This is a genomic window from Streptococcus sp. HMSC066E07, from assembly GCF_001814695.1.
In the GTDB taxonomy this organism is placed as follows: domain Bacteria; phylum Bacillota; class Bacilli; order Lactobacillales; family Streptococcaceae; genus Streptococcus; species Streptococcus hominis.
The window spans coordinates 77,497-99,956 of the sequence record NZ_KV817448.1 but is presented as its reverse complement, the minus strand read 5'-3'; the positions used below and the strand labels follow the sequence as shown (position 1 = coordinate 99,956).

Annotated in this window: 28 protein-coding genes and 2 pseudogenes; 17 read left to right on the top strand and 13 right to left on the bottom strand. The window is 37.8% G+C overall.

Annotated features, from left to right (window positions below; all coding sequences use genetic code 11):
- Nucleotides 1-18: 18 nt before the first annotated feature.
- The 8 genes and pseudogenes from HMPREF2984_RS05920 to HMPREF2984_RS05885 all read right to left on the bottom strand — a co-directional run bounded on the left by HMPREF2984_RS05920 (nucleotide 19) and on the right by HMPREF2984_RS05885 (nucleotide 5,795).
- The gene (locus HMPREF2984_RS05920) at nucleotides 19-1,164 is read right to left on the bottom strand and encodes a tyrosine-type recombinase/integrase (protein WP_070670782.1); all 1,146 of its coding nucleotides are present in this window, start codon (nucleotides 1,162-1,164) and stop codon (nucleotides 19-21) included.
- A 500-nt stretch (nucleotides 1,165-1,664) separates the two neighbouring features.
- Nucleotides 1,665-2,189: a type II toxin-antitoxin system VapC family toxin gene (locus HMPREF2984_RS05915; protein ID WP_070670780.1), complete on the bottom strand. Its 525-nt coding sequence runs from the start codon at nucleotides 2,187-2,189 to the stop codon at nucleotides 1,665-1,667.
- Nucleotides 2,179-2,523 carry an STAS-like domain-containing protein gene (locus HMPREF2984_RS05910; RefSeq protein ID WP_070670778.1) on the bottom strand — a complete coding sequence of 115 codons (345 nt, stop codon included), beginning with the start codon at nucleotides 2,521-2,523 and terminating at the stop codon, nucleotides 2,179-2,181. Before HMPREF2984_RS05910 ends, HMPREF2984_RS05915 begins: the two co-directional genes overlap by 11 nt.
- Before the next feature lie 9 nt (nucleotides 2,524-2,532).
- Complete coding sequence (locus tag HMPREF2984_RS05905) at nucleotides 2,533-2,871, bottom strand: hypothetical protein (RefSeq protein ID WP_070670777.1); 339 nt, start codon at nucleotides 2,869-2,871, stop codon at nucleotides 2,533-2,535.
- Between the two features lie 52 nt (nucleotides 2,872-2,923).
- Nucleotides 2,924-3,454, bottom strand: coding sequence for an MBL fold metallo-hydrolase (locus HMPREF2984_RS05900; protein ID WP_070670775.1), 531 nt, complete (start codon nucleotides 3,452-3,454; stop codon nucleotides 2,924-2,926).
- Nucleotides 3,455-3,529: 75 nt separating this feature from the next.
- Nucleotides 3,530-4,006 (bottom strand): annotated as a pseudogene (locus HMPREF2984_RS05895) (virulence RhuM family protein); the annotation flags it as partial.
- A 114-nt stretch (nucleotides 4,007-4,120) separates the two neighbouring features.
- Nucleotides 4,121-5,041 carry an exonuclease domain-containing protein gene (locus HMPREF2984_RS05890; protein ID WP_070670773.1) on the bottom strand — a complete coding sequence of 307 codons (921 nt, stop codon included), beginning with the start codon at nucleotides 5,039-5,041 and terminating at the stop codon, nucleotides 4,121-4,123.
- Nucleotides 5,042-5,216: 175 nt separating this feature from the next.
- On the bottom strand, nucleotides 5,217-5,795 hold the full coding sequence (locus HMPREF2984_RS05885; RefSeq protein WP_070670771.1) for a helix-turn-helix domain-containing protein: 579 nt from the start codon (nucleotides 5,793-5,795) through the stop codon (nucleotides 5,217-5,219).
- Nucleotides 5,796-6,018: 223 nt separating this feature from the next.
- On the opposite strand from HMPREF2984_RS05885, the gene HMPREF2984_RS05880 reads away from it, so the two are divergent.
- From HMPREF2984_RS05880 to HMPREF2984_RS05820, 16 genes and pseudogenes are all read left to right on the top strand, one after another.
- Nucleotides 6,019-6,201, top strand: coding sequence for a helix-turn-helix domain-containing protein (locus tag HMPREF2984_RS05880; RefSeq protein WP_070670769.1), 183 nt, complete (start codon nucleotides 6,019-6,021; stop codon nucleotides 6,199-6,201).
- Between the two features lie 15 nt (nucleotides 6,202-6,216).
- Nucleotides 6,217-6,831: a Rha family transcriptional regulator gene (locus HMPREF2984_RS05875; RefSeq protein ID WP_070670767.1), complete on the top strand. Its 615-nt coding sequence runs from the start codon at nucleotides 6,217-6,219 to the stop codon at nucleotides 6,829-6,831.
- A 4-nt stretch (nucleotides 6,832-6,835) separates the two neighbouring features.
- Nucleotides 6,836-7,003, top strand: a complete 168-nt coding sequence (locus HMPREF2984_RS09725; RefSeq protein ID WP_003075312.1) for a hypothetical protein — start codon at nucleotides 6,836-6,838, stop codon at nucleotides 7,001-7,003.
- Nucleotides 7,004-7,345: 342 nt separating this feature from the next.
- Complete coding sequence (locus HMPREF2984_RS05870) at nucleotides 7,346-7,624, top strand: hypothetical protein (protein WP_003027794.1); 279 nt, start codon at nucleotides 7,346-7,348, stop codon at nucleotides 7,622-7,624.
- Nucleotides 7,621-7,797 (top strand): hypothetical protein, encoded by a 177-nt coding sequence (locus HMPREF2984_RS09720; protein ID WP_003027795.1) that lies wholly within the window; start codon nucleotides 7,621-7,623, stop codon nucleotides 7,795-7,797. Before HMPREF2984_RS05870 ends, HMPREF2984_RS09720 begins: the two co-directional genes overlap by 4 nt.
- On the top strand, nucleotides 7,787-8,023 hold the full coding sequence (locus HMPREF2984_RS05865) for a hypothetical protein (RefSeq protein WP_070670766.1): 237 nt from the start codon (nucleotides 7,787-7,789) through the stop codon (nucleotides 8,021-8,023). The genes HMPREF2984_RS09720 and HMPREF2984_RS05865 overlap by 11 nt, the downstream gene beginning before the upstream one ends.
- Complete coding sequence (locus tag HMPREF2984_RS05860; protein ID WP_070670764.1) at nucleotides 8,020-8,355, top strand: NADPH-dependent FMN reductase family protein; 336 nt, start codon at nucleotides 8,020-8,022, stop codon at nucleotides 8,353-8,355. The genes HMPREF2984_RS05865 and HMPREF2984_RS05860 overlap by 4 nt, the downstream gene beginning before the upstream one ends.
- A gap of 1 nt (nucleotide 8,356) precedes the next feature.
- The gene (locus tag HMPREF2984_RS05855; protein ID WP_070670762.1) at nucleotides 8,357-8,626 is read left to right on the top strand and encodes a MerR family transcriptional regulator; all 270 of its coding nucleotides are present in this window, start codon (nucleotides 8,357-8,359) and stop codon (nucleotides 8,624-8,626) included.
- An 8-nt stretch (nucleotides 8,627-8,634) separates the two neighbouring features.
- Nucleotides 8,635-9,429 carry a phage replisome organizer N-terminal domain-containing protein gene (locus HMPREF2984_RS05850; protein WP_070670760.1) on the top strand — a complete coding sequence of 265 codons (795 nt, stop codon included), beginning with the start codon at nucleotides 8,635-8,637 and terminating at the stop codon, nucleotides 9,427-9,429.
- Between the two features lie 14 nt (nucleotides 9,430-9,443).
- A complete protein-coding gene (locus HMPREF2984_RS05845; RefSeq protein WP_070670758.1) occupies nucleotides 9,444-10,295 on the top strand; it encodes an ATP-binding protein in 852 nt (283 codons plus the stop codon).
- 248 nt (nucleotides 10,296-10,543) lie between these two features.
- Complete coding sequence (locus HMPREF2984_RS05840; RefSeq protein ID WP_049533414.1) at nucleotides 10,544-10,984, top strand: ArpU family phage packaging/lysis transcriptional regulator; 441 nt, start codon at nucleotides 10,544-10,546, stop codon at nucleotides 10,982-10,984.
- Between the two features lie 278 nt (nucleotides 10,985-11,262).
- Nucleotides 11,263-11,376: pseudogene (locus tag HMPREF2984_RS09890) on the top strand (phage terminase small subunit P27 family); the annotation flags it as partial.
- 135 nt (nucleotides 11,377-11,511) lie between these two features.
- A complete protein-coding gene (locus HMPREF2984_RS05835; RefSeq protein WP_049533413.1) occupies nucleotides 11,512-11,703 on the top strand; it encodes a type II toxin-antitoxin system HicA family toxin in 192 nt (63 codons plus the stop codon).
- Nucleotides 11,704-11,738: 35 nt separating this feature from the next.
- Nucleotides 11,739-12,119 (top strand): type II toxin-antitoxin system HicB family antitoxin, encoded by a 381-nt coding sequence (locus HMPREF2984_RS05830; protein ID WP_049533412.1) that lies wholly within the window; start codon nucleotides 11,739-11,741, stop codon nucleotides 12,117-12,119.
- 562 nt (nucleotides 12,120-12,681) lie between these two features.
- Nucleotides 12,682-13,122 carry a LytTR family DNA-binding domain-containing protein gene (locus HMPREF2984_RS05825; RefSeq protein WP_049533411.1) on the top strand — a complete coding sequence of 147 codons (441 nt, stop codon included), beginning with the start codon at nucleotides 12,682-12,684 and terminating at the stop codon, nucleotides 13,120-13,122.
- Nucleotides 13,119-13,577: a DUF3021 domain-containing protein gene (locus HMPREF2984_RS05820; protein ID WP_003027807.1), complete on the top strand. Its 459-nt coding sequence runs from the start codon at nucleotides 13,119-13,121 to the stop codon at nucleotides 13,575-13,577. The genes HMPREF2984_RS05825 and HMPREF2984_RS05820 overlap by 4 nt, the downstream gene beginning before the upstream one ends.
- A gap of 188 nt (nucleotides 13,578-13,765) precedes the next feature.
- On the opposite strand, the gene mutS is transcribed toward HMPREF2984_RS05820, so the two are convergent.
- Together mutS and argR are read right to left on the bottom strand one after the other, a co-directional pair.
- Nucleotides 13,766-16,327 (bottom strand): DNA mismatch repair protein MutS, encoded by a 2,562-nt coding sequence (gene mutS / locus HMPREF2984_RS05815; protein WP_070670757.1) that lies wholly within the window; start codon nucleotides 16,325-16,327, stop codon nucleotides 13,766-13,768.
- A 372-nt stretch (nucleotides 16,328-16,699) separates the two neighbouring features.
- Nucleotides 16,700-17,140: an arginine repressor gene (argR, locus tag HMPREF2984_RS05810; protein ID WP_003027809.1), complete on the bottom strand. Its 441-nt coding sequence runs from the start codon at nucleotides 17,138-17,140 to the stop codon at nucleotides 16,700-16,702.
- 103 nt (nucleotides 17,141-17,243) lie between these two features.
- Here argR and argS point away from each other — a divergent pair, with 103 nt between their 5' ends.
- Nucleotides 17,244-18,932, top strand: coding sequence for an arginine--tRNA ligase (gene argS / locus HMPREF2984_RS05805; protein ID WP_059221617.1), 1,689 nt, complete (start codon nucleotides 17,244-17,246; stop codon nucleotides 18,930-18,932).
- Between the two features lie 54 nt (nucleotides 18,933-18,986).
- On the opposite strand, the gene nrdI is transcribed toward argS, so the two are convergent.
- The 3 genes from nrdI to glgP all read right to left on the bottom strand — a co-directional run bounded on the left by nrdI (nucleotide 18,987) and on the right by glgP (nucleotide 22,445).
- Nucleotides 18,987-19,442 (bottom strand): class Ib ribonucleoside-diphosphate reductase assembly flavoprotein NrdI, encoded by a 456-nt coding sequence (gene nrdI / locus HMPREF2984_RS05800; RefSeq protein WP_003027811.1) that lies wholly within the window; start codon nucleotides 19,440-19,442, stop codon nucleotides 18,987-18,989.
- A 75-nt stretch (nucleotides 19,443-19,517) separates the two neighbouring features.
- Entirely contained in the window at nucleotides 19,518-20,027 is a 510-nt protein-coding gene (locus HMPREF2984_RS05795; RefSeq protein ID WP_003027812.1) for an ABC transporter permease, read from the bottom strand.
- 159 nt (nucleotides 20,028-20,186) lie between these two features.
- Nucleotides 20,187-22,445, bottom strand: a complete 2,259-nt coding sequence (gene glgP, locus HMPREF2984_RS05790) for a glycogen/starch/alpha-glucan family phosphorylase (protein WP_049508821.1) — start codon at nucleotides 22,443-22,445, stop codon at nucleotides 20,187-20,189.
- Nucleotides 22,446-22,460 lie beyond the last annotated feature (15 nt).

The following is a 22,460-nucleotide window of genomic DNA, read 5'->3' as shown; positions in this document are numbered from 1 at the left end:
TGTTCACCTTTTTGTGGACTAAAGGGAGCTAATGGCTTTCTCAAAGTAAGCTACTGCTTCTTTTTCTTTGTCTCTTGATAGGTGGCTGTAAATGTCTAAGGTCATTGTAATATTTGCATGACCTAAGCGATATTGTAATTCTTTGTATGAGATACCAGCATTCAGCAATAAACTAGCGTGAGTATGGCGGAAAGCGTGAAAGGTAAAGCGAGGGATACCTGCTTCTTTACAACGGGTATCTAAAGCGCTTTGCCTAATTGCCAAATCAAAATATTCTCTTGTAGGGGCGGCAAAGACTACAGACGGAGCACGCGCCCCGGTTTCGAAAAATAGCTGGCGTTGCCTATTCTTGTATAGACGCAGCATATTGACCGTTTTCTTGTCTATGCTAATGGTTCGATTGGCTGACTTGGTCTTAGCTGTACTAACCGCCTTTAAGCCTTTGTTATACGTTTTATTTACTGTGATTGTACTCTTATCAAGGTCTATGTCAGTCCATTCTAAGGCGCAGGCTTCACCAATCCGTAACCCTGTAGACAAGAGCAAATGATAAAGGACATACTCATAATACAAACTATAACGCTTGTACTGCTTCTTTTCTAGATTATCAAGAAAAGCTTTCAAGTCATCTGGAGCAATAAACTTTACCTTGTTATCAGCCTTCTTTTGTCTTCTAGGAAGTATAATATCTCTAGCTGGGTTATTGGTGACAAATTGCAGCAATATTCCTTGCTGAAAAATCCTCCTGATGATTGACCGTATTGTCACAAAGTTTTCAAAATATCTTGATAACTGATTGATAAAAACTTGTATATCACTAGCCGTTATCTTGTCAAGTTGTCTGTTCCCAAAAACTGGGTAAATATGGGTTCTTAGATTGCTCAATGTTGCCTCATAGGTTTGTGGCTTAACGGTCAGCTTATAGCTTTCTAGCCATATATCAGCCAGCTCTTGAAAATTCTTGACCATGACTGCCTTTTGAATGGTTGAGCCATTCAGTTTAAAATCTATCTGGGCTTGTTGAGCTTTTGATTTAACCTCTTTTCTTGTCCGTCCTGTTACGCTGGTTTTTACTTTCTTACCTGTTACCTGGTCAACACCGAGATAAACACTAGCACGGTATACAGTTGTACCGTTTTTCTTTTTGACTTCTGTTATTCTCATGATATCCCTTTCTATCAGCAGGCAAGCCGTAAAAGTTTTAGATTGGGTTTATATCATGCTAGGAGCTACGAGAACGCCCCTATTTTCGTTTGTTTTATGTAAGACGGTAAATTATACCAGAAAAGAAAACAAGCGCTTAAACGGGCTTATATTACGTTTTAAAACATGGCATGTTTTGAGGTAAATAATCTAGGTCAATAAATGAGATTGTGAGGGTATGAGACTATTGATCCGATAGGTGCTTGATTTGTTTTTCTATAGATTGAATTTTACAATCCTTGTTTTACTTGTCACTCTAACATCCAAACCTTTTGCGTAAGATTTTTTGTTAACGTTCAGATATTTTTTCAACATTCTTTAATTATTTAATTTCTCTATCTAAATTGCGTTTCACCTCATTTCTTGGTAAAATAGGTACAAGAAAACGACCTTTTGAACGGTTGTTTCTTATACATGTTTTCCTCACACTCAACGTTTGGCGATGGCGAGTGTGAGGTTTTTTAATAGTGTATCCAGATAATGTCTTCAGGATGATTTCCAAAATCTCTGTCATGACTAACAATTTTTATGTCACTTGTTAACATTTTTGTATAAAGCAAGTCATTGTAGTCTTTCATTTGGTCATAGTCATTTAGACTGCTATCGATATGCGATTGTTTGATTGGTAAAATTTCACTGTACTTTAAGATTTCATTTTTTACACTTTCACAAGCTAGTTGATAGTAGTGTGAGAAGTCTGAAGTCTGTTGATAATCACGTTTGAACTTAAAATTATTCTTATTCAATCTATAAGTTCTTGCGTAGTTCTCGTAAGCGGTTCTACAAATGACATTGATATATTCTGAAATGATTTGCGAGTTGATAAAGAGCTTGCAATTTTTATTTTGTGCTTCGGATAAGAATTTTTGATAACCAAAGCTATTGGTAGAAAATGGCGAGAAGAGATATATCCAGACATTGGTATCAACGATGAAAGTCTCACCTTGATTCAAGGTATAAGTATTCAAATCTTTCTCAATAGCCATCCTGCATTACCTCATCTTGCAAATCGGATAACTCTTGTCTTTTTTCTTTACTGTTAGATAGAACAAGACCTATTTTTTGGAAATGAGACTCACTAACTGATGACCGTTTTATCTTCACTAGCTTTGTGAGTTCGTTTGTTGGTTTTAGGTCATAAAGCTGGCCGATAGCGAGGTTTAGAAATGCTGTGGTTAGAATTTCTATACCTGTAAAATCTAGTATAACTGGCTCGTCTTTCTCAACATATTCTTTAATTTTTTGGAAAACAATTTGTCCAGTTTCATCTAGGATAGCTGATTTATTATTGATGATCTCAGCGATATTTAGTGTTTTCATGTGTACTCCTTATAAAAACCATTCTTCTAGTAGTCCTGATAAATCTATTGTATCAGAAAGGGAAGGATTTTGACAATCATCAAGGAAAAAGGTGATAATAACAAGCGTCCCTGAGACGTTAAATGGGAACTCTAAAAAAGTAATATCACCCGTTTTATCGATGTGATAATATCCGTTATTGGAGACTATTTTTATTTCTCCTTTTCCTCGGAGCTTTTTCTTGAGTTCATACAATCCTACGCCACTGTCATATCTTTCTTTGGTAGACGTCCCTCTGTCAAAAGCCCATTCAAAGTAATCCTCTGTTTTAGAAAAGGAATGTCCTTTGGTTTTGATGTTTTCTATCATTCCAATCCCATTGTCCGATATAGCGAAAGATATAGTGCCGTCTTGACTTCCTCTAGGTTTCCGCGGGTAGTGCTGCCCGCACATATAAGACATCTGAGTGCGAGTGGTCTCGAACGTTGTGTATAATTTCCAACAGAGCTTCTTTTATCTCTCCTAAAAACTCTTCAGAAGTTTTGTTTCGGATCTGTCTTAAAAGCTCGTCATCTATATATTCGTCAATTTCGTCAATTCTTTCTATCGTTTCTCTAAAAAATGGTATGGTGGTGTTGTAGGTATCGGCTAACTCATATTTTAAGCCGAAATGCTTTAAAAAGCCATTTTTTAGAAGTATTTCTTTTGATTTTAAAGAGAGGTTCTCTATAACGGCGTAAACATCTGCCCCTCTATCTGTTACAGCACTGAACAACATCCCTAGAAAAACAGTCATTTCAGCATTTATCCAGCGGATATTTTCAAAGTTAAAATACACTTCGTCTTCGTTTGATAAGTAAGGTAAAATATCGTCTAATTGGTGATAGAGTTCATTCAGGTTATCATATTCATTATCTAGTATCCTTGGTAAAAAAATTTCGTAATCTGTCATACTCACATCCCCACTATTTTTTTAAATTCTTCTTGTATCATATGCTCACCCCCATGTTGTCGAAATTTTGTGGCTTTTTCGCTCACTAGCTCGGATAGAACGCACGCGCTCCAAGAGCTCACGGAAATAGTCTTTTTCCAGAAGGTTCTCACCTTGTTTTAGACGGTCATCATCCATAGCGAAGCCTTTTAGCATATATTCGCGCAGAACTGAAGTAGCCCACTGTCTAAAGCGCGTGGCTTTTTGAGAGTTGACCCGATAACCTACGGAGATAATGGCGTCAAGATTGTAGTAGCTGACATCCTTAGTTTGGGTTTTATCAGCAATTGCACCGTGTTTTGTGGTTATTTCCATTTTGGAAACAACCACTTTTTCTTCTAATTCTCCCTCTTCAAAGATATTTTTTAAGTGTTTACTAATGGCAGGGACACCAACACCAAACAGCCTAGCCATTTCTTTCTGACTAGCCCAGATAGTTTCCCCGCGTATAATAACGCTAGCTGTTTCTTGGTTGTTATCTGCTGAATAGATTAAAAATTGTAATTTGTTCATGGCTTCCTTTCTGTTGGTGTTTTAAAAATTAGATTTTAAGATATTTGACTTGCTGAACTCCGAACGAACCCCGAGAAATCACGCGCAGGTATGAAAAAGTAATATACACAAACATTATAAGAGTTTCAAAAAGTCCAATTCTGATAAAATTTCAATTTCTTGACCTTTGCTAAGTAAGGAGAAGGGTTTTTTCATTTTTGAACTTTGCCCACTTTGTCCGACTATCCTAAAATCCTGTTCTCCTATCACAAGGTATTCTGTCCTTGTTGTTACATTATTTTCTGGAATGCCACCAAGTAGAGCTATTGCTTTAGCTGCCTCATAACGTGTGAAATGTTCCAGTTTTCCAGTAAAGACAATGTGGGCACCATACACTGGATTTGTTGTGTCCATATTAGATTGTTCTTCTTCTGTAGGCTCATAAAATTTATTTTTAGGAGTATAATGCTTACGTTGTGATTGTCGTAAAAATCCTCTTTCTCCTAATGTTCCAAACTTTTTATAGTGAATTGAACTTAGAAAGTCTGCCAAGTCTGTTTTATGATTCATATCCATTAGCTTACAAATCAGTTGACCACAAACTTCAGCATCTGATAAAGCGTCATGGTGATTTAAAGAAAAATTAAAATGTTCCGCTAGACTATCAAGTTTATAACTAATTTGACCAGGATAAGCAAATTTTGAAACGTAGTAACTACAAAAATAATCAATTTTATCAAAAGGGAGTTGATATTTTAAATACACGTCTTTTAATGCATTCATATCAAATTGTGCAAAATGAGCTACAACAGGAAGATCATTTATAAAATCAATAAGTTTAGGGCGTATGTTTGGGAATGTTGGTGCAAATTCAACATCTTCAGAATGAATTCCATGAATAAAAGTATTAAAAAAGGAAAAATCTTCTTCAGGATTAATTAAACTGTAAAAATGATCTATAATTTTACCATTTTCAAATTTCACTAGTCCTATTGAACAGATACTCCCACGAGACTCGTTAGCAGTTTCAACATCAAGAGCAACGAATGAATTCATTTTCATCTCCTTATTTATGTTAGACAAGCGTTGACAAGGTTATAAATAAGATTTAAATCTCCCGCTTCATATATGGCTTCCTTCAAGTACTTTATTATATAATCTATGTGCTTTGATATTGACAAAATTTTATACTCTAGGAAGCACTAAAGTTCAGTAAATCGTAACGCAGGGGTTAGAAAGTATAATCAGGATTATGTCCCTTTTCTTTGTAAAAATTATTTATCCCTTTTGAAGATTGGAAAAGGTCTCCTAGTTCTTTATAACCGTTCTCTAACAAATATTTTCGAGGTGCTCCTGCTTGTTCGGTTATTATCCGCTTGTAATCTATATTATTCACTGAGTTGACATTGAGTTTTGTTATATACTCAAGAGTTGCCTGAATTTCATTATCACTTAATACCAAGTCATGCGAACGTAAGAAAGTTATAAATTCTTTTTTTACGTGTTCTTTATACTCTTCCTGTAATTCATTATGACGTAAAGGACTTAAGGAAGTAAAGCCTCCCTCTCCATTATCTATTAGAATTTCATCATCTCTATATTTATCAGAGACATCACTATACCCTAAAAGATAAGCCACAGACACCCCAAAATAGGCAGCTAATGCTTTAGTTTTATCTGGTTTGATTTGGCGTTCGCCCTTCTCCCAGGCTATTATAGTTCTTTTTGTTACCCCTATTTTATTGGCTAACTCTTCTTGTGTTAGTTTTTCTTTTTGACGTAACTCTTTAATCCTATTCAATTTAATCACAACCTTTCAACGGTCATTTTATCATATTGAGAAATAAAAGTATAGAAAAAGTGAAAAAAAATATCACAAAACTATTGACAACACTAAATAAGTGATATAAAATAACACTACAACTTAAAAAGTGACAGAAAATTTCACTTTGAGTTGGACGGCAGACAAATAAAATCATAACCTTTCAACCGTCTGCCTTTTGCTTTTTTATTAACTTGTGAGGAGGTATAAAATGCTAATTACTGAAGATATGGCCCAACGTGTGCGGGTAAAACGTGCTATTGAGCGTATCACAGCAAAAGAACTTGCTAAAAAGTTGGGAACAACCCACGTCACCCTATCTAAAGTAGAACGCGGTGATTATGATGCACCGCGCCGAATTTACACCGCGGTTATCTCATGGCTAGAGGAATAAGAAAGGAGGCGCAGTATGGAATTAGTTTACATGGACGGCAAGAAAGAGCCGTATACACTTTCAAGCATTATTGCAGAATGTGCAGAGGTAAAACATAGGCATTTGAAAATCTTACTGAATAAGCACCGAGCAGCCTTTGAGAAGTTCGGAAAGGTGACATTTAAAATTTCACCTTCAGAGGCTGGGCAAAATGTACGTGACTATATTCTGAATGAGCAGCAGGCTACGTTGCTAATCACTTACTTACGTAACACCGAGCCAGTTAAAGAATTCAAAACAAACCTAGTCAAAGCATTCTTTGAAATGCGGGACGAGGTGGCGGCGTTTCGCTATCAGAGGGCTTTAGAACAGCCCAAAAGAAAAAGCCTGCATGAGGCGATTGAACATTGGGAACAAGCTCCAAAACACGCGCACCCAACTCTTAACAACCTTTTACTGAAAGGTGCTAGCGGCATGAATAAGCGACAACTGATGGCGGCGCGTGGTGGCTATAATGGCATTGTTAGCCTAACCAGTACCGAGCTAGCCAGATATCAAGACTTAGAAGATATGGCTATTGCTATGATTAAGCTAGGCATGACTTATCAGGAAATAAAAACCATGGTCTTTAGACCACAACAAGGAGGATAAAAAAATGTATCTATCAAACGAACAAGAAAAAGCTCATCTATACGCTATGATCGACCTTGCAGACAATGCTATTTTACAAGGTGATAAAAAACAAGCACTAACTAGCCTTTATTTTATCAAAACAGGGCTTGAAAATATTTTAAAAGATAACGATAACTCAAAAGCTGAATAAGCAGCAAGCGATAGAATCGATTTTAAGCTGATTTTCGCCAATAAGATATAGCCAAAATCAACTTGAAATGTCTCAAGGGTATAATTATATCCCTAACCGTTTCAACCGCTCAAAACGCTTATTAGAGTGCTTAAAAACAGAATAAAACAAAAAGGCTTAACCAACCGACCAAGTAGGAAGCCTTTCACACAAATACTAAAACAATACAGCAGGCAAGCCGTAAGGGTTTTAGTAAAGATTTATAGCTAGATTATACCATATCTAGGACATTTTGACCATACGGAGGGCGCTACCCCTTAAAAAGGGCATAAATACAAGAAAATTTAAACGAGGTAAAACACCATGACAAAAACAACAACAGTATTATTGAGCACTGAAAAACTAATCGACTTAGGCAGCGAACTAACTGACATCATGAACAGCTTAGAAATGAATAACTTAACTCTAGAAGCCTTAGAGATAACGCAAAAAGTAGATACAGCGACCTTTAACTGGATAGCTAAGAAATATATTGAGACTGCTTATGCACAAAACGAAAAACTTTGCCAAAGACTAGACAAAATTGCCTTTCTGCTATTAAACAATGACAAACCCAAGGAACTGGAGGCATTAAACAAATGAGCGAACTACTAGGCGCAATTTTAACGCTACTACTTTTCTTTCTCGCTGGTATTTGTACTCAACTGTTTAATGCTTGGGCGATTGCTTACAAGCGGAGGGGCTATATCACTAAAAAGCAGCTAAGAAAAATTGAAAAATGGCTAGAGGTTATGGAGGCAGAACATGGCAGATAAAAAAGATTTTGACCTTGCAAATGAAAGAGCTAAGAACTTTGGTATTTGGCTAGAAGAAGCCTATCAGACTATGCTAGATTTTTCCCTAGAAGATAAATTTGACTGTTACAGTATTGAGGAACGAAACCAACTAGAACGAGTTTTAGAAACTTTAATGGATTTTTGCGATATGTGGGAAAGAGGGCAGATTATCCTAGCCAGCAAAGAAAGAGAGACGATTGAATGAAGCTTCCAATTTTACCAGAGAATTATAAGCGCGTGCTTGCTCTTATTCCGCAGGGAGCAGAAAGACCACGCACAGGCAAAGAGATTGTTAAACTCACAGGGTTAGATATCCGAACCGTTCGAGGCATTATCCGCGGTTTAGTAATTAAGTATCATATCGCTATTTGTGGAAGCCGTGACCTAGCAGGCGATTACTATATCCCAGCAAATGACAGCGAACGTCTGGCAGGTATCAGAGCACTAGATAGGCAGCGACAAGATGAGCAAAAGCGGATTAGTGCCCTCATGTATGCGAACTTGGACGAACAAGACAAATATTTGAAAGGCGGTTAGTATGGCATTATTTAGCTTAGATACAGAAACACAACTAAAGGCAGAAGCCCTAACCTTGCTTTCTAACTTTCTGCAGTCTTATACACAGCCAAAGCCAAGACAGCTTGGACTAATGACAGCCCAACAGGTTAAGGAGGAACTAGGGATAAAATCCAAAACCTTGGCACGTTGGGAAAAAGCAGGCTTAAAACGATATCGCCCACCACTAGAAGACACTCGCAAAGTCTTTTATAAAGTAAGTGATATTCTGGTATTTTTGGGGGTAGATTAGGGGGAACAATGGCAAAAACAAAAGTTTATTTTTGGTTAAAAATTGATAAAAAGTTTTTTGATAATATCTTTATCAAGAGACTTAAAACTTTACCGGGTGGTTACACTATGACAGTTATATATATCAGACTTATGCTTGAAAGTCTTGATAGTGACTGCATTCTTTACTACGAGGGATACTTTGATAGTTTAAAAGCAGAATTAGCCTTAAAGCTAGATGTTTCAGAAGATGATATTGAAATGACTATGGCATATTTTACAAAATGCGGTTTAATTCAAATTGATGAGGATAAAAATGCAAAGCTGCCACAAGCTAAAGCCATGGTACAACAGGAAACGAACCAAGCCGCCTATATGCGGGAATACCGCAGAGGACAACGAGAAAAAAATAAAAATCTTACAATGTTATCTGATAATCTTACAACGTTAACTACGTGTAAGAAAGAGATAGAGAAAGAGATAGAGCAACAGCTAGAGCAAGAAAAAGCTGGTGAAGCTGGTAAAAATATTATCTTTGAAAAACTAAAAGAGGCTTTTGGTGAAATGTCTGTTAGTGGCACAATGGTGACAGAGGTTGAAGACTTGCTAGCTACTCACGGCCAGACTTTGTTACTTTATGCTCTTGAACAAACCATATTGAACAACGGTAGGTCTATTAGATACACGCGCTCAATCCTTGAACGCTGGCAAGGTCAAGGATTAAAGACTATCGAGCAAGTCAAACAAAATCAAGCAGCTTACGAGGCTAAGAAACAGCCATTAGCACAACCAACACAGGACAACTTCCCTGATGTCCCGTTTTAGGAGGAGGTGAAAACATGGAGGAACAGTTCAAAGAGTATCAAAATAGAAAAATACTTGATAAGGTCTGCTCAATTCATAACGTGAACTATTGGCAAATATCAACACCTATTAGGGGAAGTGATGAACGTAAGTTGCAAGAGTTTTGCCCTGAATGTGTCAGAGAGAATATACAGCGCGAAGAACAAGAGTTAGCTAACGAAGCCACAAACCAACAAGTCTATCAAAAAACTTATCATGTCCTAATGCGTGATAGTGTAATCCCTGATGAGTTAAAAACAGCAACATTTGACAATTTCATAGTCGAGACACAAGAGGAGAAACAACTATTAGCCTTTGCTCAAAATCAGGTAAAGAAGTACCTAGAGGGTATGAATGGAAATACGCTGATTACAGGCTCTACAGGCGTTGGAAAAAGTCATCTAAGTGTTGCTATGGCTAAAGCTATCAACGAGGACAGTAAGGCTAAAAATGAGCCTAAAAGCGTTCTGTTTGTAACCTTTACAGATATTGTTAATAAAATTCAAGATGGTTGGACTTATGGCAAGAATGCAGCTTTTACTAAATCTGATGCCGTGGAACTCTTGAAAAGGCCTGACTACCTTATCATTGATGATCTAGGGGCAAAGAATGCGGTTATTAAACCTAAGAACGATTGGGAACAGGATTTATTATTTGATATACTTAACAATCGTGAGAATACAATTATCAATACCAATCTAAGCGGTGATGAATTAAAAACAGTGTATAACGAACGTAACTATAGCCGCATTCTCAAGGGTTTAGAGGGGAATTCATTCAGGATTTATAGTATCAAAGATAAGCGGTATTCAATTCGACAATTAAAGACTAAACAAGTTAAGAAATAACAAAGAGGCGCGTGCCTCTTTTATTGTTTAGCTAGACTTGAAAATTAAGCGGGCTTTTGGTAAGGTATTGAATATAGGATCTAACAAGATAGCGCGTGATTGAACAAAGAACGAACAAAGAGAAAATAACTATTTGAGTCATGGATAATCCAAAGAACACGCGCAGGAAATAGCAAAAAAAGCCAGCTTGTGCTAGCTCCTTTTGGTATAAATTCGATAACTCTATTATATCATAGGAGAGATAAAACATGCTGGAATTGTTTAGAGAGATTGACGAAAAAGCAACTCAAGCCAAGGCTAAAAAGATTTTACAGACTTATCGCCGTTTGTGTCGAATTGCTGGGAGTGAATACACTTTGCGGAGCGCCAGTGCTTTTTCAGACCAACCACGTAGCAAGAACAATCAGCCAAGCAAAGGACTTGAAACCTTTGTAGTAAAAAGGCTAGACGCAGAAAGAGAGAAAGCAGAGATAGATAAGGCTATTAGTTTGCTCTCTAGTGATATGTACAAAGAAATATTGATTAGAAGATTTTGCAAAGCAAGACAGTGTAGCAATATCTGTATATACATGGAATTAGACTTGTCTGAATCGGAATTTTACAGAGAACAAAGCAAGGCATTATTAGAGTTTGCGGAATGGTATAAAGCCGGTGAATTGCTTGTCTTTAAACCTTACGTAACGGGTTGAAACAGTATTTATACAAACCAAGATACAGGGGCTATTTGCCCCTATTTTTTTGAACGGGGTGGGGGTTATTCGGAATAAAAGAACGCTGCCCTCTTCTGTGCAAAAAATTCCCTTTTTGAAATTTTTGAATGCAATAGGAAAGAGAGAATAATTTTTAAAACACCCCCGCCCCACCTTTTGCGCAAGGAGAGCCGCGACAAGGTGCCTTCTTACGTCGCGCGCCAATTTTTCAGATTTTTAAGGGGTGTCATGGAGCCAGAGTTAGGAGGTGAGTCCGCTTGGTTAAAAATCCTTATTATCGGCAGAACAAAGGGCGTTTACCCAGCGACCCGCCGAACTACTTGGAAAAGGTAGCTAGCGAGGTTTGGCGCAAAATCGTTCCGTTTTTAGAACCTTATTATCAATCCATAGCTAAATGTTAAACTGCAGTATTTTATACATGCTATCAGTTAAAAAACTTTTTCTTTCCACTCGCCTTCAATGTGCATAATGTGTATAATAGAAAATGTAAGGAGGTAACGTACACTATGCCACTTACAGGAAAAGAAATGGCAAAGCTAGCCGAGAAAAATGGTTGGGTAGAAATCCGACAGAACGGCAGTCTTCACCATTTCAAACATGAAGATTTTGATTATATAGTGACTATCCCAATTCATGGAAACCAGGATTTAGGGAAAGGGCTAGAAAGCAAAATCCTGAAAGATTTAGGGCTGAAATAATCCCCCTTATCTTTCATTTTTGGAGGTAACAGACTATGTTAAAATCATATCCAGCAATTTTTCATAAAGAGGAAGACGGTTCTTATTGGGTAGAATTTCCAGAGTTCGGAGGAGGCACACAAGGAGCAAATGTTGAAGAAGCCTTGAAAAATGCCCGTGAAATGCTTGAGAGTGTTTTAGCTGCTTACATAGACGAAGGATTAGATATGCCAAAGCCTAGTGACATCATGACTTTAACCGTTAAAGGCGGCTTTGTTAGCATGATACAAGCAGACCCTACCCCGTTTATTCGCAACAATAAAGCCGTTAGAAAGAATGTGACTGTCCCTGAATGGTTAGTAAGATTAGCAGATCGTGAAAAAGTAAATTATTCTGAAGTGCTAACTCAAGCCCTAGAAACAAAGTTACAAGCCTAGACACAGCCAGCATGCGCAGCAACAGAAATGCGCGTGATAACATGGTATAATAATCTTATCAGCAAGGCTACAAGCAACTAAAAAGCGTAGCTATTCACTACGCCAGTTCTTGCCTACTGAACTCATATTGTAAATGACCTGTAAAGGTCTTTTTTTGTTCACCTTTTTGTGGACTTTTAAGGATTTTCTAACAACTTCTAATACTACATAATATTGATAAAACCCAGTAATACCAACGGTTAAGAGCTGTCAATGAGTTGTAAAACTATCTATTTCCTAGTTCTATAATTTTTGACATAGTTTTCTCCGTAAGTATTCTAGCTATCATTATAACATAAAGCCGTTTTTCTATCAGAGGTCTAGTGTGAGAGGATCTGGACCAGATTCTCCTTTTAAAAGCAACCAAATAGGCGGGCAAAACAACCACTTAGGTAAAAGACCTTGTTTTCCTAGCCGAAATAATGTTTAATAGATTTAGGAAGGGAAGGAAATAATGGATCTCCCTTGCAATGAAAGTCAGCAGTAAGAAAGATACAACATCATTGGGAAAGAAGGGGTGTTTATGAAAGTTCAATTACATATTGATGAAAAATTTTCAGAAGAAAAGATCATTATTGAAGCGCCTGTTTTGTCGGATTCCGTTCAACAACTGCTGACATTTGCTCAACATATCGGTAAAAATAAAACCATTCGAGCCAAAAAAGAGGAGGAAATTTACCTACTAAATAGCACAGAAATACAACGTGTCTATACTGAAAATCGGCAAGTTTGGGCCGAAACAGCAACAGACACTTATCTCTTAGGGCTTCCACTTTATCAAGTTTTGGAATTGCTTCCCACTGATTTTCTACAGATTTCCCAATCTGAAATCATCAATATCAAACAGATTGATCATCTGAAATTGACTGGCAGCGGTCTGATTCAGATTGCAATGAAAAACGGTCTGATAACGTATTCATCTCGCCGTTATCTCAAAGCTATAAAGGAGAAATTACAACTATGAAAAAAACATTATTCAGAGATGCTCTAGGAGGCATTGTAATCGGACTCCTCTTATCCGTCATCTTTTCTTACTTTTTTGCACCTGTCTATCATCCGCTCAACCCTTATTCAGCAGTTGGTCTTTGGATGGAACAGCATCATATTCACGGCGCCTTAGTCGTTCTCTATTGCGCAGTAATATGGGGTCTAATCGGCTTGCTCTTTAGCTTAGGAAAAGAGCTTTTCAAAAAAGATTGGAGCATCCTCAAAGCAACTATCTGTCACTATGGGCTTATGATTCTAGGATTCATTCCCTTAGCTCTTTTAGCTGGCTGGTTTCCAAGTGAACCCATTTTCATCTTACAGTTGATTTTGGAATTTACTGTTGTTTATCTTATCCTTTGGGCAATCCTGTCTTATCTGACTAAAAAGAAAATTGAGAAAATCAATCATCACTTAAAGGAACAATGCAAATAGCAAGAAATAACCGCTGTGAAAAAACTCACGGCGGTTATTTGAACCCAACTAAAAATGCAGATTGATAGAAAACAATCATAGCTTACTAAATTGTTGTGGTTTGAAGATTAGACCCTAGCTGCAATTCTGGTATGACATTTCAGCAAAGTAGGCTGTTAGCCAGCCACACCCACTATAGCTTCAACATTTTAAAGTTTCTTCTTCATCTCTGCCACAGCCAACATCACTTCCATTGGAGTCATGTTATAGATGTCCAACTGACGTAACTCGTCTAAAATAGGTGATTCGGTTATTTCTGGAAATAAAGACATCTGCTCAGCCACTTGATTTTTTTCACGAGCATCCGCAGGCAATGTATTAGAGATGCCAAGAGATGACTTCTCATTTGCTTGGCTTTCTAATCGTGTCAATATTTGATCCGCTCTTGTCAACAAATCATTTGGCAAACCTGCAATTTTTGCTACATGAATCCCATAAGATTTATCAGCAGGTCCAACTTCAATCTTATGAAGAAATGTTACTTGACCATCTTTTTCTAGGGTTGCTACATGGACATTTTCTAGTTGTGTCAAGCTAGTTGACAGTTCTGTCAACTCGTGATAGTGAGTCGCAAAAAGTATCTTGGAGCCTGTCCGATTGTGAATATACTCAATAATCGCCTGAGCAAGCGCCATGCCATCATAGGTCGCTGTTCCTCTTCCTAACTCATCGAAAAGAATGAGTGAATTTTCTGTTGCTTGAGAAATAGCATGGTTCGCTTCCATCATTTCAACCATAAAGGTTGATTGTCCAGAAACCAAGTCATCCGCTGCACCAATTCGAGTAAAGATTGCATCAAAAATCGGCAATTGAGCGCTTTCAGCTGAAACATAAGAGCCCATTTGAGCCATAATCACAATGATTGCTAACTGCCGCATATAAGTTGACTTCCCACTCATATTTGGACCTGTAATTAGCTGAACATTAACATTCTCGTCCATTGAAATGCTGTTAGGAATATAGGTTTGTGCACCCATAACTTTTTCTACAACCGCATGCCGCCCTTTATCAATTTGGATAGAGCGCTGCTCAATAAATTCTGGTCTCACAAAGTGTTGCTTTTCAGCTACAGTTGCAAAGCTTTGCAGCACATCAACTGTTGCCAGAGTTTGCGCCAAGAATTGCAGGCGTTTGATATATTTACCAGCTTCCTCACGAATGCGCATAAAAATCTCGTATTCCAAATTAGCTGATTTTTCACGCGCTTCCAACATCTCGCCTTCAATACGAGCCAGTTCTTCCGTACCAAAACGCTCCGAATTTTTCAAAGTTGCCTTGCGGAAAAAATGACTGGGAACGTGTTCAAGCTGGGAATTGGTGACATGGAAATAATAACCATCTTTTTTATTGTAATCAATCTTCAGGTTGTTAATTCCACTAGTTTCTCTTTCTTTCGCCTCAATATCTGCAATCCAACTCGTTCCATCTCGCATGACCACTCGATACTTGTCCAAAGTTTCATCAAAACCTGTTTTAATAATATTACCCTCTGTAATGACATTTGGAGCATCCGACGAAATTGCTGACTGAATCAAGGCCGCTAATTCAGGAATTTCATCCAATTTGGCAATCAAATCTTCCAAAACTAGGCTGTCAATTCCTTTTAAAATTCCCTTAATCTGAGGGACATTGCTCAATGTTGCTGCCAACTGCAATAAATCTTTCGGATTGGTCTTGCCAAACGAAACACGACTGGCTAAACGCTCAATGTCATACACACCTTTGAGACTATCTGCTAAATCACTGCGCTCAAAGAAATGATCTAAAAAGACTTGCACTACATCCTGCCGCTTGACGATTCGCTCTTTATCAATCAACGGACGTTGAATCCACGCTCTCAACAATCGCGTTCCCATAGCTGTCTTGGTCTCATCCATCAACCAATAAAGGCTACCGTGCTTCTTTCCTGTCCGAGCATTCTCTGTTAAATCCAGACTTGCCATAGTTGAGTAGTCCATCTGCAAGAAATCTTTGATTTCATAATGATGAACTTGTTTCAAATGACTAAGCTCACGTAGCTGCGTTTTATGAACATACTCTAATAACTTTCCAGCTACTTGGTGCTCTAGCGGCGACAAGTCCTTTCCTAGTAGCTGAACATCATCAAATGTAGTTTCTACTTGCGATAAAAGGAGATTCATTTGAGTCTCCAATACTTGACGCTCCATTTCAGGCAATTCATACCCTATGACCACTTCACGCGCTCGTAGGTTTCGGATTTCTCCACAGACCATGTTAAAATCACTGAGAGTTGTAACTTGAAATTCACCTGTTCCCACATCCATATAAGCCAGCCCATATATACCTGCCAGCTTATCTAAAGCCACTAAAAAGTTGTTCTGACTGTCTGGCTTTGAAGAATCAACTACTGTCCCCGGCGTGATGACCTGCACCACTTCACGTTTGACTACTCCAACCGCTTTTTTAGGATCTTCCATTTGCTCTGCAATCGCAACTTTATAGCCTGCTTCAATTAAGACATCAATGTATTGCTGCACCGAATGATAAGGAACTCCTGCCATTGGGATTGGATTTTCCGAGTTTTTATTGCGGCTAGTCAGAGCAATCTCTAAAATCTGTGCCGCATTGGTCGCATCATCATAGAATAATTCATAAAAATCTCCCATGCGAAACAACAAAAAAGCATCTGGATAATCTTTTTTTATATCTAAATACTGTTGCATTCCTGGAGATAGTTTTTCTTTTGTCATTCTCATCCTTTCTGTTGGTTAATAGTGATAAGAGTGGGATAGAAAACAATAGTTTCGTAGAAACTTGATTTCGTCGTCCCACATCCGCATAGCTGGGAGTGGGACAGGACTCATCTTGAAAATTTTCAGTTCGTCATCTCACCCCGCAAGGCTTGCTCAACAGTCTGAAAGACTGTTGAGGTGGTGGATAAAGAAAACAAAGTTTTTGTCAAAAGTGTTTTTCCGAGCCTGAAAAACAACAGCTTTGAGACGTGTTTCGCAAGTTCTATCCACCACCTCAAAGCATTGCTTTGAGCAATCAGCTACTGCGTCTTGTTGACTACATAAACAAAGGAAGCTGAGCTCTTTGTCCCAGCCTCATCATTCATTCTCTTAATCCATTTTCTCAAGGAGCTGCTCTTCCATTTGTTTTGCAGCTGCTGTATCACGACAAATAACTAAGAGCGTGTTAGCCCCTGCTACCGTTCCTAAAATCAGCTCACCTTTATTGGCATCCACAAAGTTAGCCAGAATAGAAGCATCTCCTAAGCGAGTATGAAGAACCAAGGAAAATTCCGCCCGAGAAACACCCTCTACATGATAAGACAAGAACTCAACCAAATCGATTTTATTTGTTTCATCTGCTAAAACATAATAAACTTCATTGTTTTTCTTGGCTTTCGTCAATCCAATTTCACGTAAGTCCCGAGAGAGGGTTGTCTGTGTTACAATGATGCCTTGTGCCTTTAAACGATCCTGAATATCTTTTTGTGTACTCAGTTTTTCTTCCTTAATCATTCGCTTAATTAGTTTATGACGTTCACTCTTTTTCATTTTATCCTCAATAATGTATATTTATACTCAAAATTATACCAAAAAAATTGAAGATTCGTCAAAAAATATGTTAAAATACTAGTAAAAGACCAAAGGAGAAACCATGGATAATAAACAATTGATTGCAAGTGAACTGGCTAAGGTCATTGACAGCTTAGACCAAGACGCTATTTTAAATTTACTAGAAAAACCCAAAAGCTCAGATTTAGGTGATATTGCTTTTCCTGCCTTTTCTTTAGCGAAAGTAGAACGAAAAGCGCCTCAAGCGATTGCAGCAGATATTGCAGCAAAAATTGACTCAACAAACTTTGAAAAAGTAGTGGCAACCGGTCCTTATGTTAATTTCTTCCTTGATAAATCAAAAATTTCAGCTCAAGTTATCAAAGAAATTGTAAAAGAAGGAAACAACTATGGTCAGCAAAGTGAAGGAAATGGAGAAAACATTACCATTGACCTCTCCAGTCCAAACATTGCAAAACCATTTTCAGTTGGTCATTTGCGCTCCACCGTTATCGGTGATGCTCTTTCTAATATTTTCCGTAAATTGGGTTACAACACCATTAAAATCAATCACTTAGGTGACTGGGGAAAACAATTCGGTCTTTTAATGGTGGCCTATAAAAAATGGGGCAGCAAAGAAGCCGTCGAAGCAAATCCAATTGATGAATTACTGAAACTGTACGTTCGTATCAATGCGGAAATCGAAACAGATCCTGAGCTTGATGACGAAGGTCGCCTCTGGTTCAAAAAATTAGAAGACGGTGATCCTGAAGCTACTGAATTATGGCAATGGTTCCGCGACGAAAGCCTGAAAGAATTTAACCGTATCTACAAATTGCTTGGCGTTGAATTCGATAGTCTGGCTGGTGAAGCCTTCTATAATGACAAGATGGACGAAGGCATCAAAATCCTTGAAGAAAAAGGATTGTTGGAAGAGTCTAAAGGAGCTAGCATCGTCAATCTTGATGATGTCAACCTTCCGCCAGCTATGATTAAAAAATCTGACGGAGCGACACTTTACATTACACGTGATATTGCGACAGCTATGTACCGTGCTCGCACTTACAACTTCGTTAAAAACATTTATGCTGTAGGTCAAGAACAAGCTAATCACTTCAGACAATTAAAAGCCGTTTTGAAGAAGATGGGATTTGACTGGAGCGATGATATGATTCACGTAGACTTTGGATTGGTAACAAAGAACCGCCAAAAATTGTCTACACGTAAAGGAAATATCATCCTTCTTGAGCCAACTCTCCAAGAGGCTATCAGTCGTGCTAAATCACAAATTGAAGCCAAAAATCCTGACCTCGAAAACAAAGAAGCCGTTGCTCGTGCTGTCGGGGTAGGAGCTGTTAAATTCTACGATTTAAAAACAGACCGTCGCAACGGTTACGACTTTGATTTGGAAGCCATGGTATCCTTTGAAGGAGAAACAGGTCCATACATCCAATACGCTTATGCACGTATCCAATCAATCCTTCGCAAAGCTGACTTCAAGCCAAGTGCTGAAGCAACATACAGCCTAGATGATGCTGAAAGTTGGGAAATCATTAAACTGCTACAAGATTTTGCCCGTGTTGTCAAACGTGCAGCTGACAATTATGACCCTTCACTCATTGCAAAATATGCGATCAGTCTTGCACAAGCATTTAACAAATTCTACGCACACACTCGTATCTTGGACGAAAGCCCTGAACGTGACAGCCGTCTGGCTCTCAGCTACGCAACAGCTGTTGTTCTAAAAGAATCTCTTCGTCTTCTCGGCGTTGATGCTCCAGAAAAAATGTAATTTTCTAACCCTATCAAAAAATCCTATCGGTATTTACAACGATAGGATTTTTTATTACATTCCGTATAATTCTTCAATTTTCAGACCAATTCGTTTGACATCTTCATTCAAGCCACGAAGTTCAAATGTGTCCAAGACTGGAAAGTCAAATCGCTCTGCATATTGCTTAGCTGTTAAACAATATTGGTTGTTAAAATTACGATTACCACTACCAACAATGCCAAAACAGCGTTTGTAATTTTCTTCAAAAGCGATAAAGTCACCTAAATCATTGGTAAGAATCTCCACATCTCCATTATCCAAACCATTCCCACCTTCTAAGTAGGTTGGCAAAAAGGCTACAAAGGGCTGAGACATGGCGTAAAATGGTCGCTCCTCTTTCACCATATCTTTTATATCCACCTGCTCAATCTCAACATTTTCATGTCGCTCTTGCAAAAAAGCAGACAAACGTTTGATAAAACTCGCTGTGTTGCCACTTAAGCTAATATAAACTAAGGAAATCTTCATATTTTCTCACTTTCTAAAAATAAAACACATCTATCATTCTCTTAAAATTTTAAGCTGATAGATATGTGTTGTCAACTATTGTAATTCTTCTTTTGCTAAGTCTTGTTGCTGCCGTTTCATCTTGAAAAAGACAATAACAAGGAAAAGAATATTAAATGCAAAATAAATAATGGTCAAAACTCTTGTCGATGAGATTGCTGTGGCACGCATCGTTTGATCTTTATAAAGATTGTTGAGTGGCATACCACCGATATAATTGTAAATTGTCCCAATAATTCCTAATAACACATAAGCAATATAGGCAAAATTAGCGTATAAAATGTTTTTCTTGACGATAAACACAATAGCAGCAATCAACAATAAAATTGAAAGGACAACTAATATTTTATGCGGAATATTATGAAGAAAGACAAGACTTCTTTCAGTTACTTCCACGATTTGCTTCACAACCGTTTCAGACAGTCCTTTATAAGAACTTGTATTCGTTATTTTTTCACTGCCAAAAAAGGTTCCTACAAATGTAAAAGATGATAGAATGGCTGATAGTGTCAGCAAGACATATAGATAAATTGGTCGTTTTTTCACAATAATCCTCCTCGTTGTGAAAAAGTTTTCAGTTTTATTTATTATAACGTACGCAGTCAAAAATGGCAACAAAAATAAACAAAAGTTTCACTAGTGTCCTTTATTTTTTTCAAACAAAAGCCCCTCAACTACCAATCAAGGGGCCTATTCGCTATTGAACTAGTTCAAATGCCAAATTTCATCGTTATATTGAGCAATCGTACGGTCAGCAGAGAAGAAGCCTGCTTTTGCAATATTGACAAGAACTTTTTCAAGCCAAACATCACGGTCTTCATAATCCGCAAACATGCGTTCTTTTGTTTCGATATAATCTTCCAAGTCAAGAAGCGTCATGAACCAGTCTTTGTTGATTAATTCATTGTAAAGTCGCTCCAAGCGCTCTTTCTTACCAACTGCAAGAACGGCATCGCTGACAATGAAATCAACCAGCGGTTTGATTGCTTTACGAGCATAGAATTCACTTGACTTATAAGCTTCTTTGGCATACAAATCAATAACTGTTTCAGAATCTTCACCGAAGATATAAATATTGTCATCGCCGACTAATTCATGAATTTCAACATTCGCACCGTCTGAAGTACCAAGCGTTAAAGCACCATTTAGCATGAATTTCATGTTACCAGTACCTGAAGCTTCTTTAGAAGCAAGGGAAATTTGCTCAGAAATGTCACCGGCTGCAATTAAGAAGCTAGCTGCTGTTACATTATAGTTTTCAACCATAACGACTTGCAAGTACGGAGAAACTTCTGGGTCGTTAGCAATTACTTCTGATAGGCAAAGGATTAAATGAATAATATCTTGCGCAATCGTGTATGCTGGAGCAGCTTTCCCACCAAAGAAGACTGTAATTGGACGCGCAGGAATGTTTCCGGCCTTGATATCCAAGTATTTGTGAATGACATAAAGAGCATTCATTTGTTGGCGTTTATACTCGTGAAGACGTTTGATTTGGATATCAAAGATTGATTCAGGATTGATTTCAACACCTTGGTGCTCTTTCAAGTGACGAGCTAATTTCCGTTTGTTGTGAGCTTTGATTTTTTCAAGTTCAGCTTTCACATCAGCCTTACCAGAAAATTCAAGTAAGTCTTCTAATTTTGAAGCATCATGGTGCCAATCGCGGCCAATCAAGCTATCAATGTAATTTGACAAGCGTGGATTTGCATGCATGAGCCAGCGACGGAAGGTGATTCCGTTTGTTTTATTGTTGAATTTTTCTGGATAAATGTCGTAAAAGGCTTTGAGTTCTGAGTTTTTCAAGATTTCTGTATGAAGAGCAGCAACCCCATTGACACTATATCCATAGTGAATATCCATGTGAGCCATGTGCACACGATCGTGTTCATCAATGATTTGAACAGCTGGATCTGCGTATTCAGCCTTCACGCGCTTATCCAATTCTTTGATGATTGGAACCAAGTGTGGAACAACTTCTTCCAAGAATTCAAGTGGCCATTTTTCAAGCGCTTCAGCAAGAATTGTGTGGTTTGTATAAGCCGTCATATTCTTAACGATATTGATTGCTTCATCAAGAGAAATGCCACGTTCTGTCAAGAGACGAATCATCTCTGGAATGACCATAGATGGGTGTGTATCGTTGATTTGGATAACAGCATAGTCAGCCAAGTCATGAAGATTGCTACCTTTTTCAATCGCTTCATCAATAATCAATTGTGCGCCATTTGACACCATAAAGTATTGTTGGAAGATACGGAGCAATTCACCTTGCTTATTACTATCATCTGGATAAAGGAATAGAGTCAAATTACGAGCAATATCTGTCTTATCAAAGTCAATCCCATCTTCAATGATACTTGCATCTACTGAGTCAAGGTCGAACAGACGAAGACGGTTTTTAGTAGCTGTTTTGTAACCAGGCACATCAATATCGTAAAGAGTTGATGTTAAAGTGAAATCAGCAAATGGTACTTGATAGCTACGGCTTGATTTTACTAACCAATTTTGCTCTGTCAACCAGAAGTTTGGTACTGTTGTTTGCTCATTATTTTTCAAAACTTGTTGGAAAAGACCAAAGTGATAGTTCAGACCTACACCGTCTCCATTCAAACCAAGTGTTGCAATAGAATCAAGGAAACAAGCAGCCAGACGTCCTAAACCACCATTACCAAGTGAAGGTTCTAATTCTACTTCTTCCACTTCAATCAAATCTTTACCAGCATCTGCCAATTCTTTTTTGACATCATCATAAAGGCCAAGATTAATGAGGTTGTTTGACAACAGTTTTCCAATCAAAAATTCTGCTGAAATGTAATATAATTTCTTTTTACCAGTATTAACTGGCTTTTGTGCACTAGCCAATTTTGTATAGTTTAAAAGGGCAATATACAATTCTTCATTGCTACATTCAGCAATTTCCTTTTGATAAGTTTGTTGAATAAATTCTTGTAAATTCGACATTTTTCTCCTACCTAG

Coding starts and splice junctions, on each gene's coding strand:
- HMPREF2984_RS05900 (WP_070670775.1), bottom strand. CDS start 3,454: ATGACAGATTACGAAATTTTTTTACCAAGGATACTAGATAATGAATAT.
- HMPREF2984_RS05880 (WP_070670769.1), top strand. CDS start 6,019: ATGCTAATTACTGAAGATATGGCCCAACGTGTGCGGGTAAAACGTGCT.
- HMPREF2984_RS05905 (WP_070670777.1), bottom strand. CDS start 2,871: ATGATAGAAAACATCAAAACCAAAGGACATTCCTTTTCTAAAACAGAG.
- HMPREF2984_RS09720 (WP_003027795.1), top strand. CDS start 7,621: ATGAGCGAACTACTAGGCGCAATTTTAACGCTACTACTTTTCTTTCTC.
- HMPREF2984_RS05840 (WP_049533414.1), top strand. CDS start 10,544: ATGCTGGAATTGTTTAGAGAGATTGACGAAAAAGCAACTCAAGCCAAG.
- argS (WP_059221617.1), top strand. CDS start 17,244: ATGGATAATAAACAATTGATTGCAAGTGAACTGGCTAAGGTCATTGAC.
- HMPREF2984_RS05890 (WP_070670773.1), bottom strand. CDS start 5,041: ATGAATTCATTCGTTGCTCTTGATGTTGAAACTGCTAACGAGTCTCGT.
- glgP (WP_049508821.1), bottom strand. CDS start 22,445: ATGTCGAATTTACAAGAATTTATTCAACAAACTTATCAAAAGGAAATT.
- HMPREF2984_RS05830 (WP_049533412.1), top strand. CDS start 11,739: ATGTTAAAATCATATCCAGCAATTTTTCATAAAGAGGAAGACGGTTCT.
- nrdI (WP_003027811.1), bottom strand. CDS start 19,442: ATGAAGATTTCCTTAGTTTATATTAGCTTAAGTGGCAACACAGCGAGT.
- HMPREF2984_RS09725 (WP_003075312.1), top strand. CDS start 6,836: ATGTATCTATCAAACGAACAAGAAAAAGCTCATCTATACGCTATGATC.
- HMPREF2984_RS05825 (WP_049533411.1), top strand. CDS start 12,682: ATGAAAGTTCAATTACATATTGATGAAAAATTTTCAGAAGAAAAGATC.
- mutS (WP_070670757.1), bottom strand. CDS start 16,327: ATGACAAAAGAAAAACTATCTCCAGGAATGCAACAGTATTTAGATATA.
- HMPREF2984_RS05860 (WP_070670764.1), top strand. CDS start 8,020: ATGAAGCTTCCAATTTTACCAGAGAATTATAAGCGCGTGCTTGCTCTT.
- HMPREF2984_RS05865 (WP_070670766.1), top strand. CDS start 7,787: ATGGCAGATAAAAAAGATTTTGACCTTGCAAATGAAAGAGCTAAGAAC.
- HMPREF2984_RS05875 (WP_070670767.1), top strand. CDS start 6,217: ATGGAATTAGTTTACATGGACGGCAAGAAAGAGCCGTATACACTTTCA.
- argR (WP_003027809.1), bottom strand. CDS start 17,140: ATGAAAAAGAGTGAACGTCATAAACTAATTAAGCGAATGATTAAGGAA.
- HMPREF2984_RS05850 (WP_070670760.1), top strand. CDS start 8,635: ATGGCAAAAACAAAAGTTTATTTTTGGTTAAAAATTGATAAAAAGTTT.
- HMPREF2984_RS05820 (WP_003027807.1), top strand. CDS start 13,119: ATGAAAAAAACATTATTCAGAGATGCTCTAGGAGGCATTGTAATCGGA.
- HMPREF2984_RS05845 (WP_070670758.1), top strand. CDS start 9,444: ATGGAGGAACAGTTCAAAGAGTATCAAAATAGAAAAATACTTGATAAG.
- HMPREF2984_RS05920 (WP_070670782.1), bottom strand. CDS start 1,164: ATGAGAATAACAGAAGTCAAAAAGAAAAACGGTACAACTGTATACCGT.
- HMPREF2984_RS05910 (WP_070670778.1), bottom strand. CDS start 2,523: ATGAAAACACTAAATATCGCTGAGATCATCAATAATAAATCAGCTATC.
- HMPREF2984_RS05915 (WP_070670780.1), bottom strand. CDS start 2,189: ATGGCTATTGAGAAAGATTTGAATACTTATACCTTGAATCAAGGTGAG.
- HMPREF2984_RS05870 (WP_003027794.1), top strand. CDS start 7,346: ATGACAAAAACAACAACAGTATTATTGAGCACTGAAAAACTAATCGAC.
- HMPREF2984_RS05835 (WP_049533413.1), top strand. CDS start 11,512: ATGCCACTTACAGGAAAAGAAATGGCAAAGCTAGCCGAGAAAAATGGT.
- HMPREF2984_RS05855 (WP_070670762.1), top strand. CDS start 8,357: ATGGCATTATTTAGCTTAGATACAGAAACACAACTAAAGGCAGAAGCC.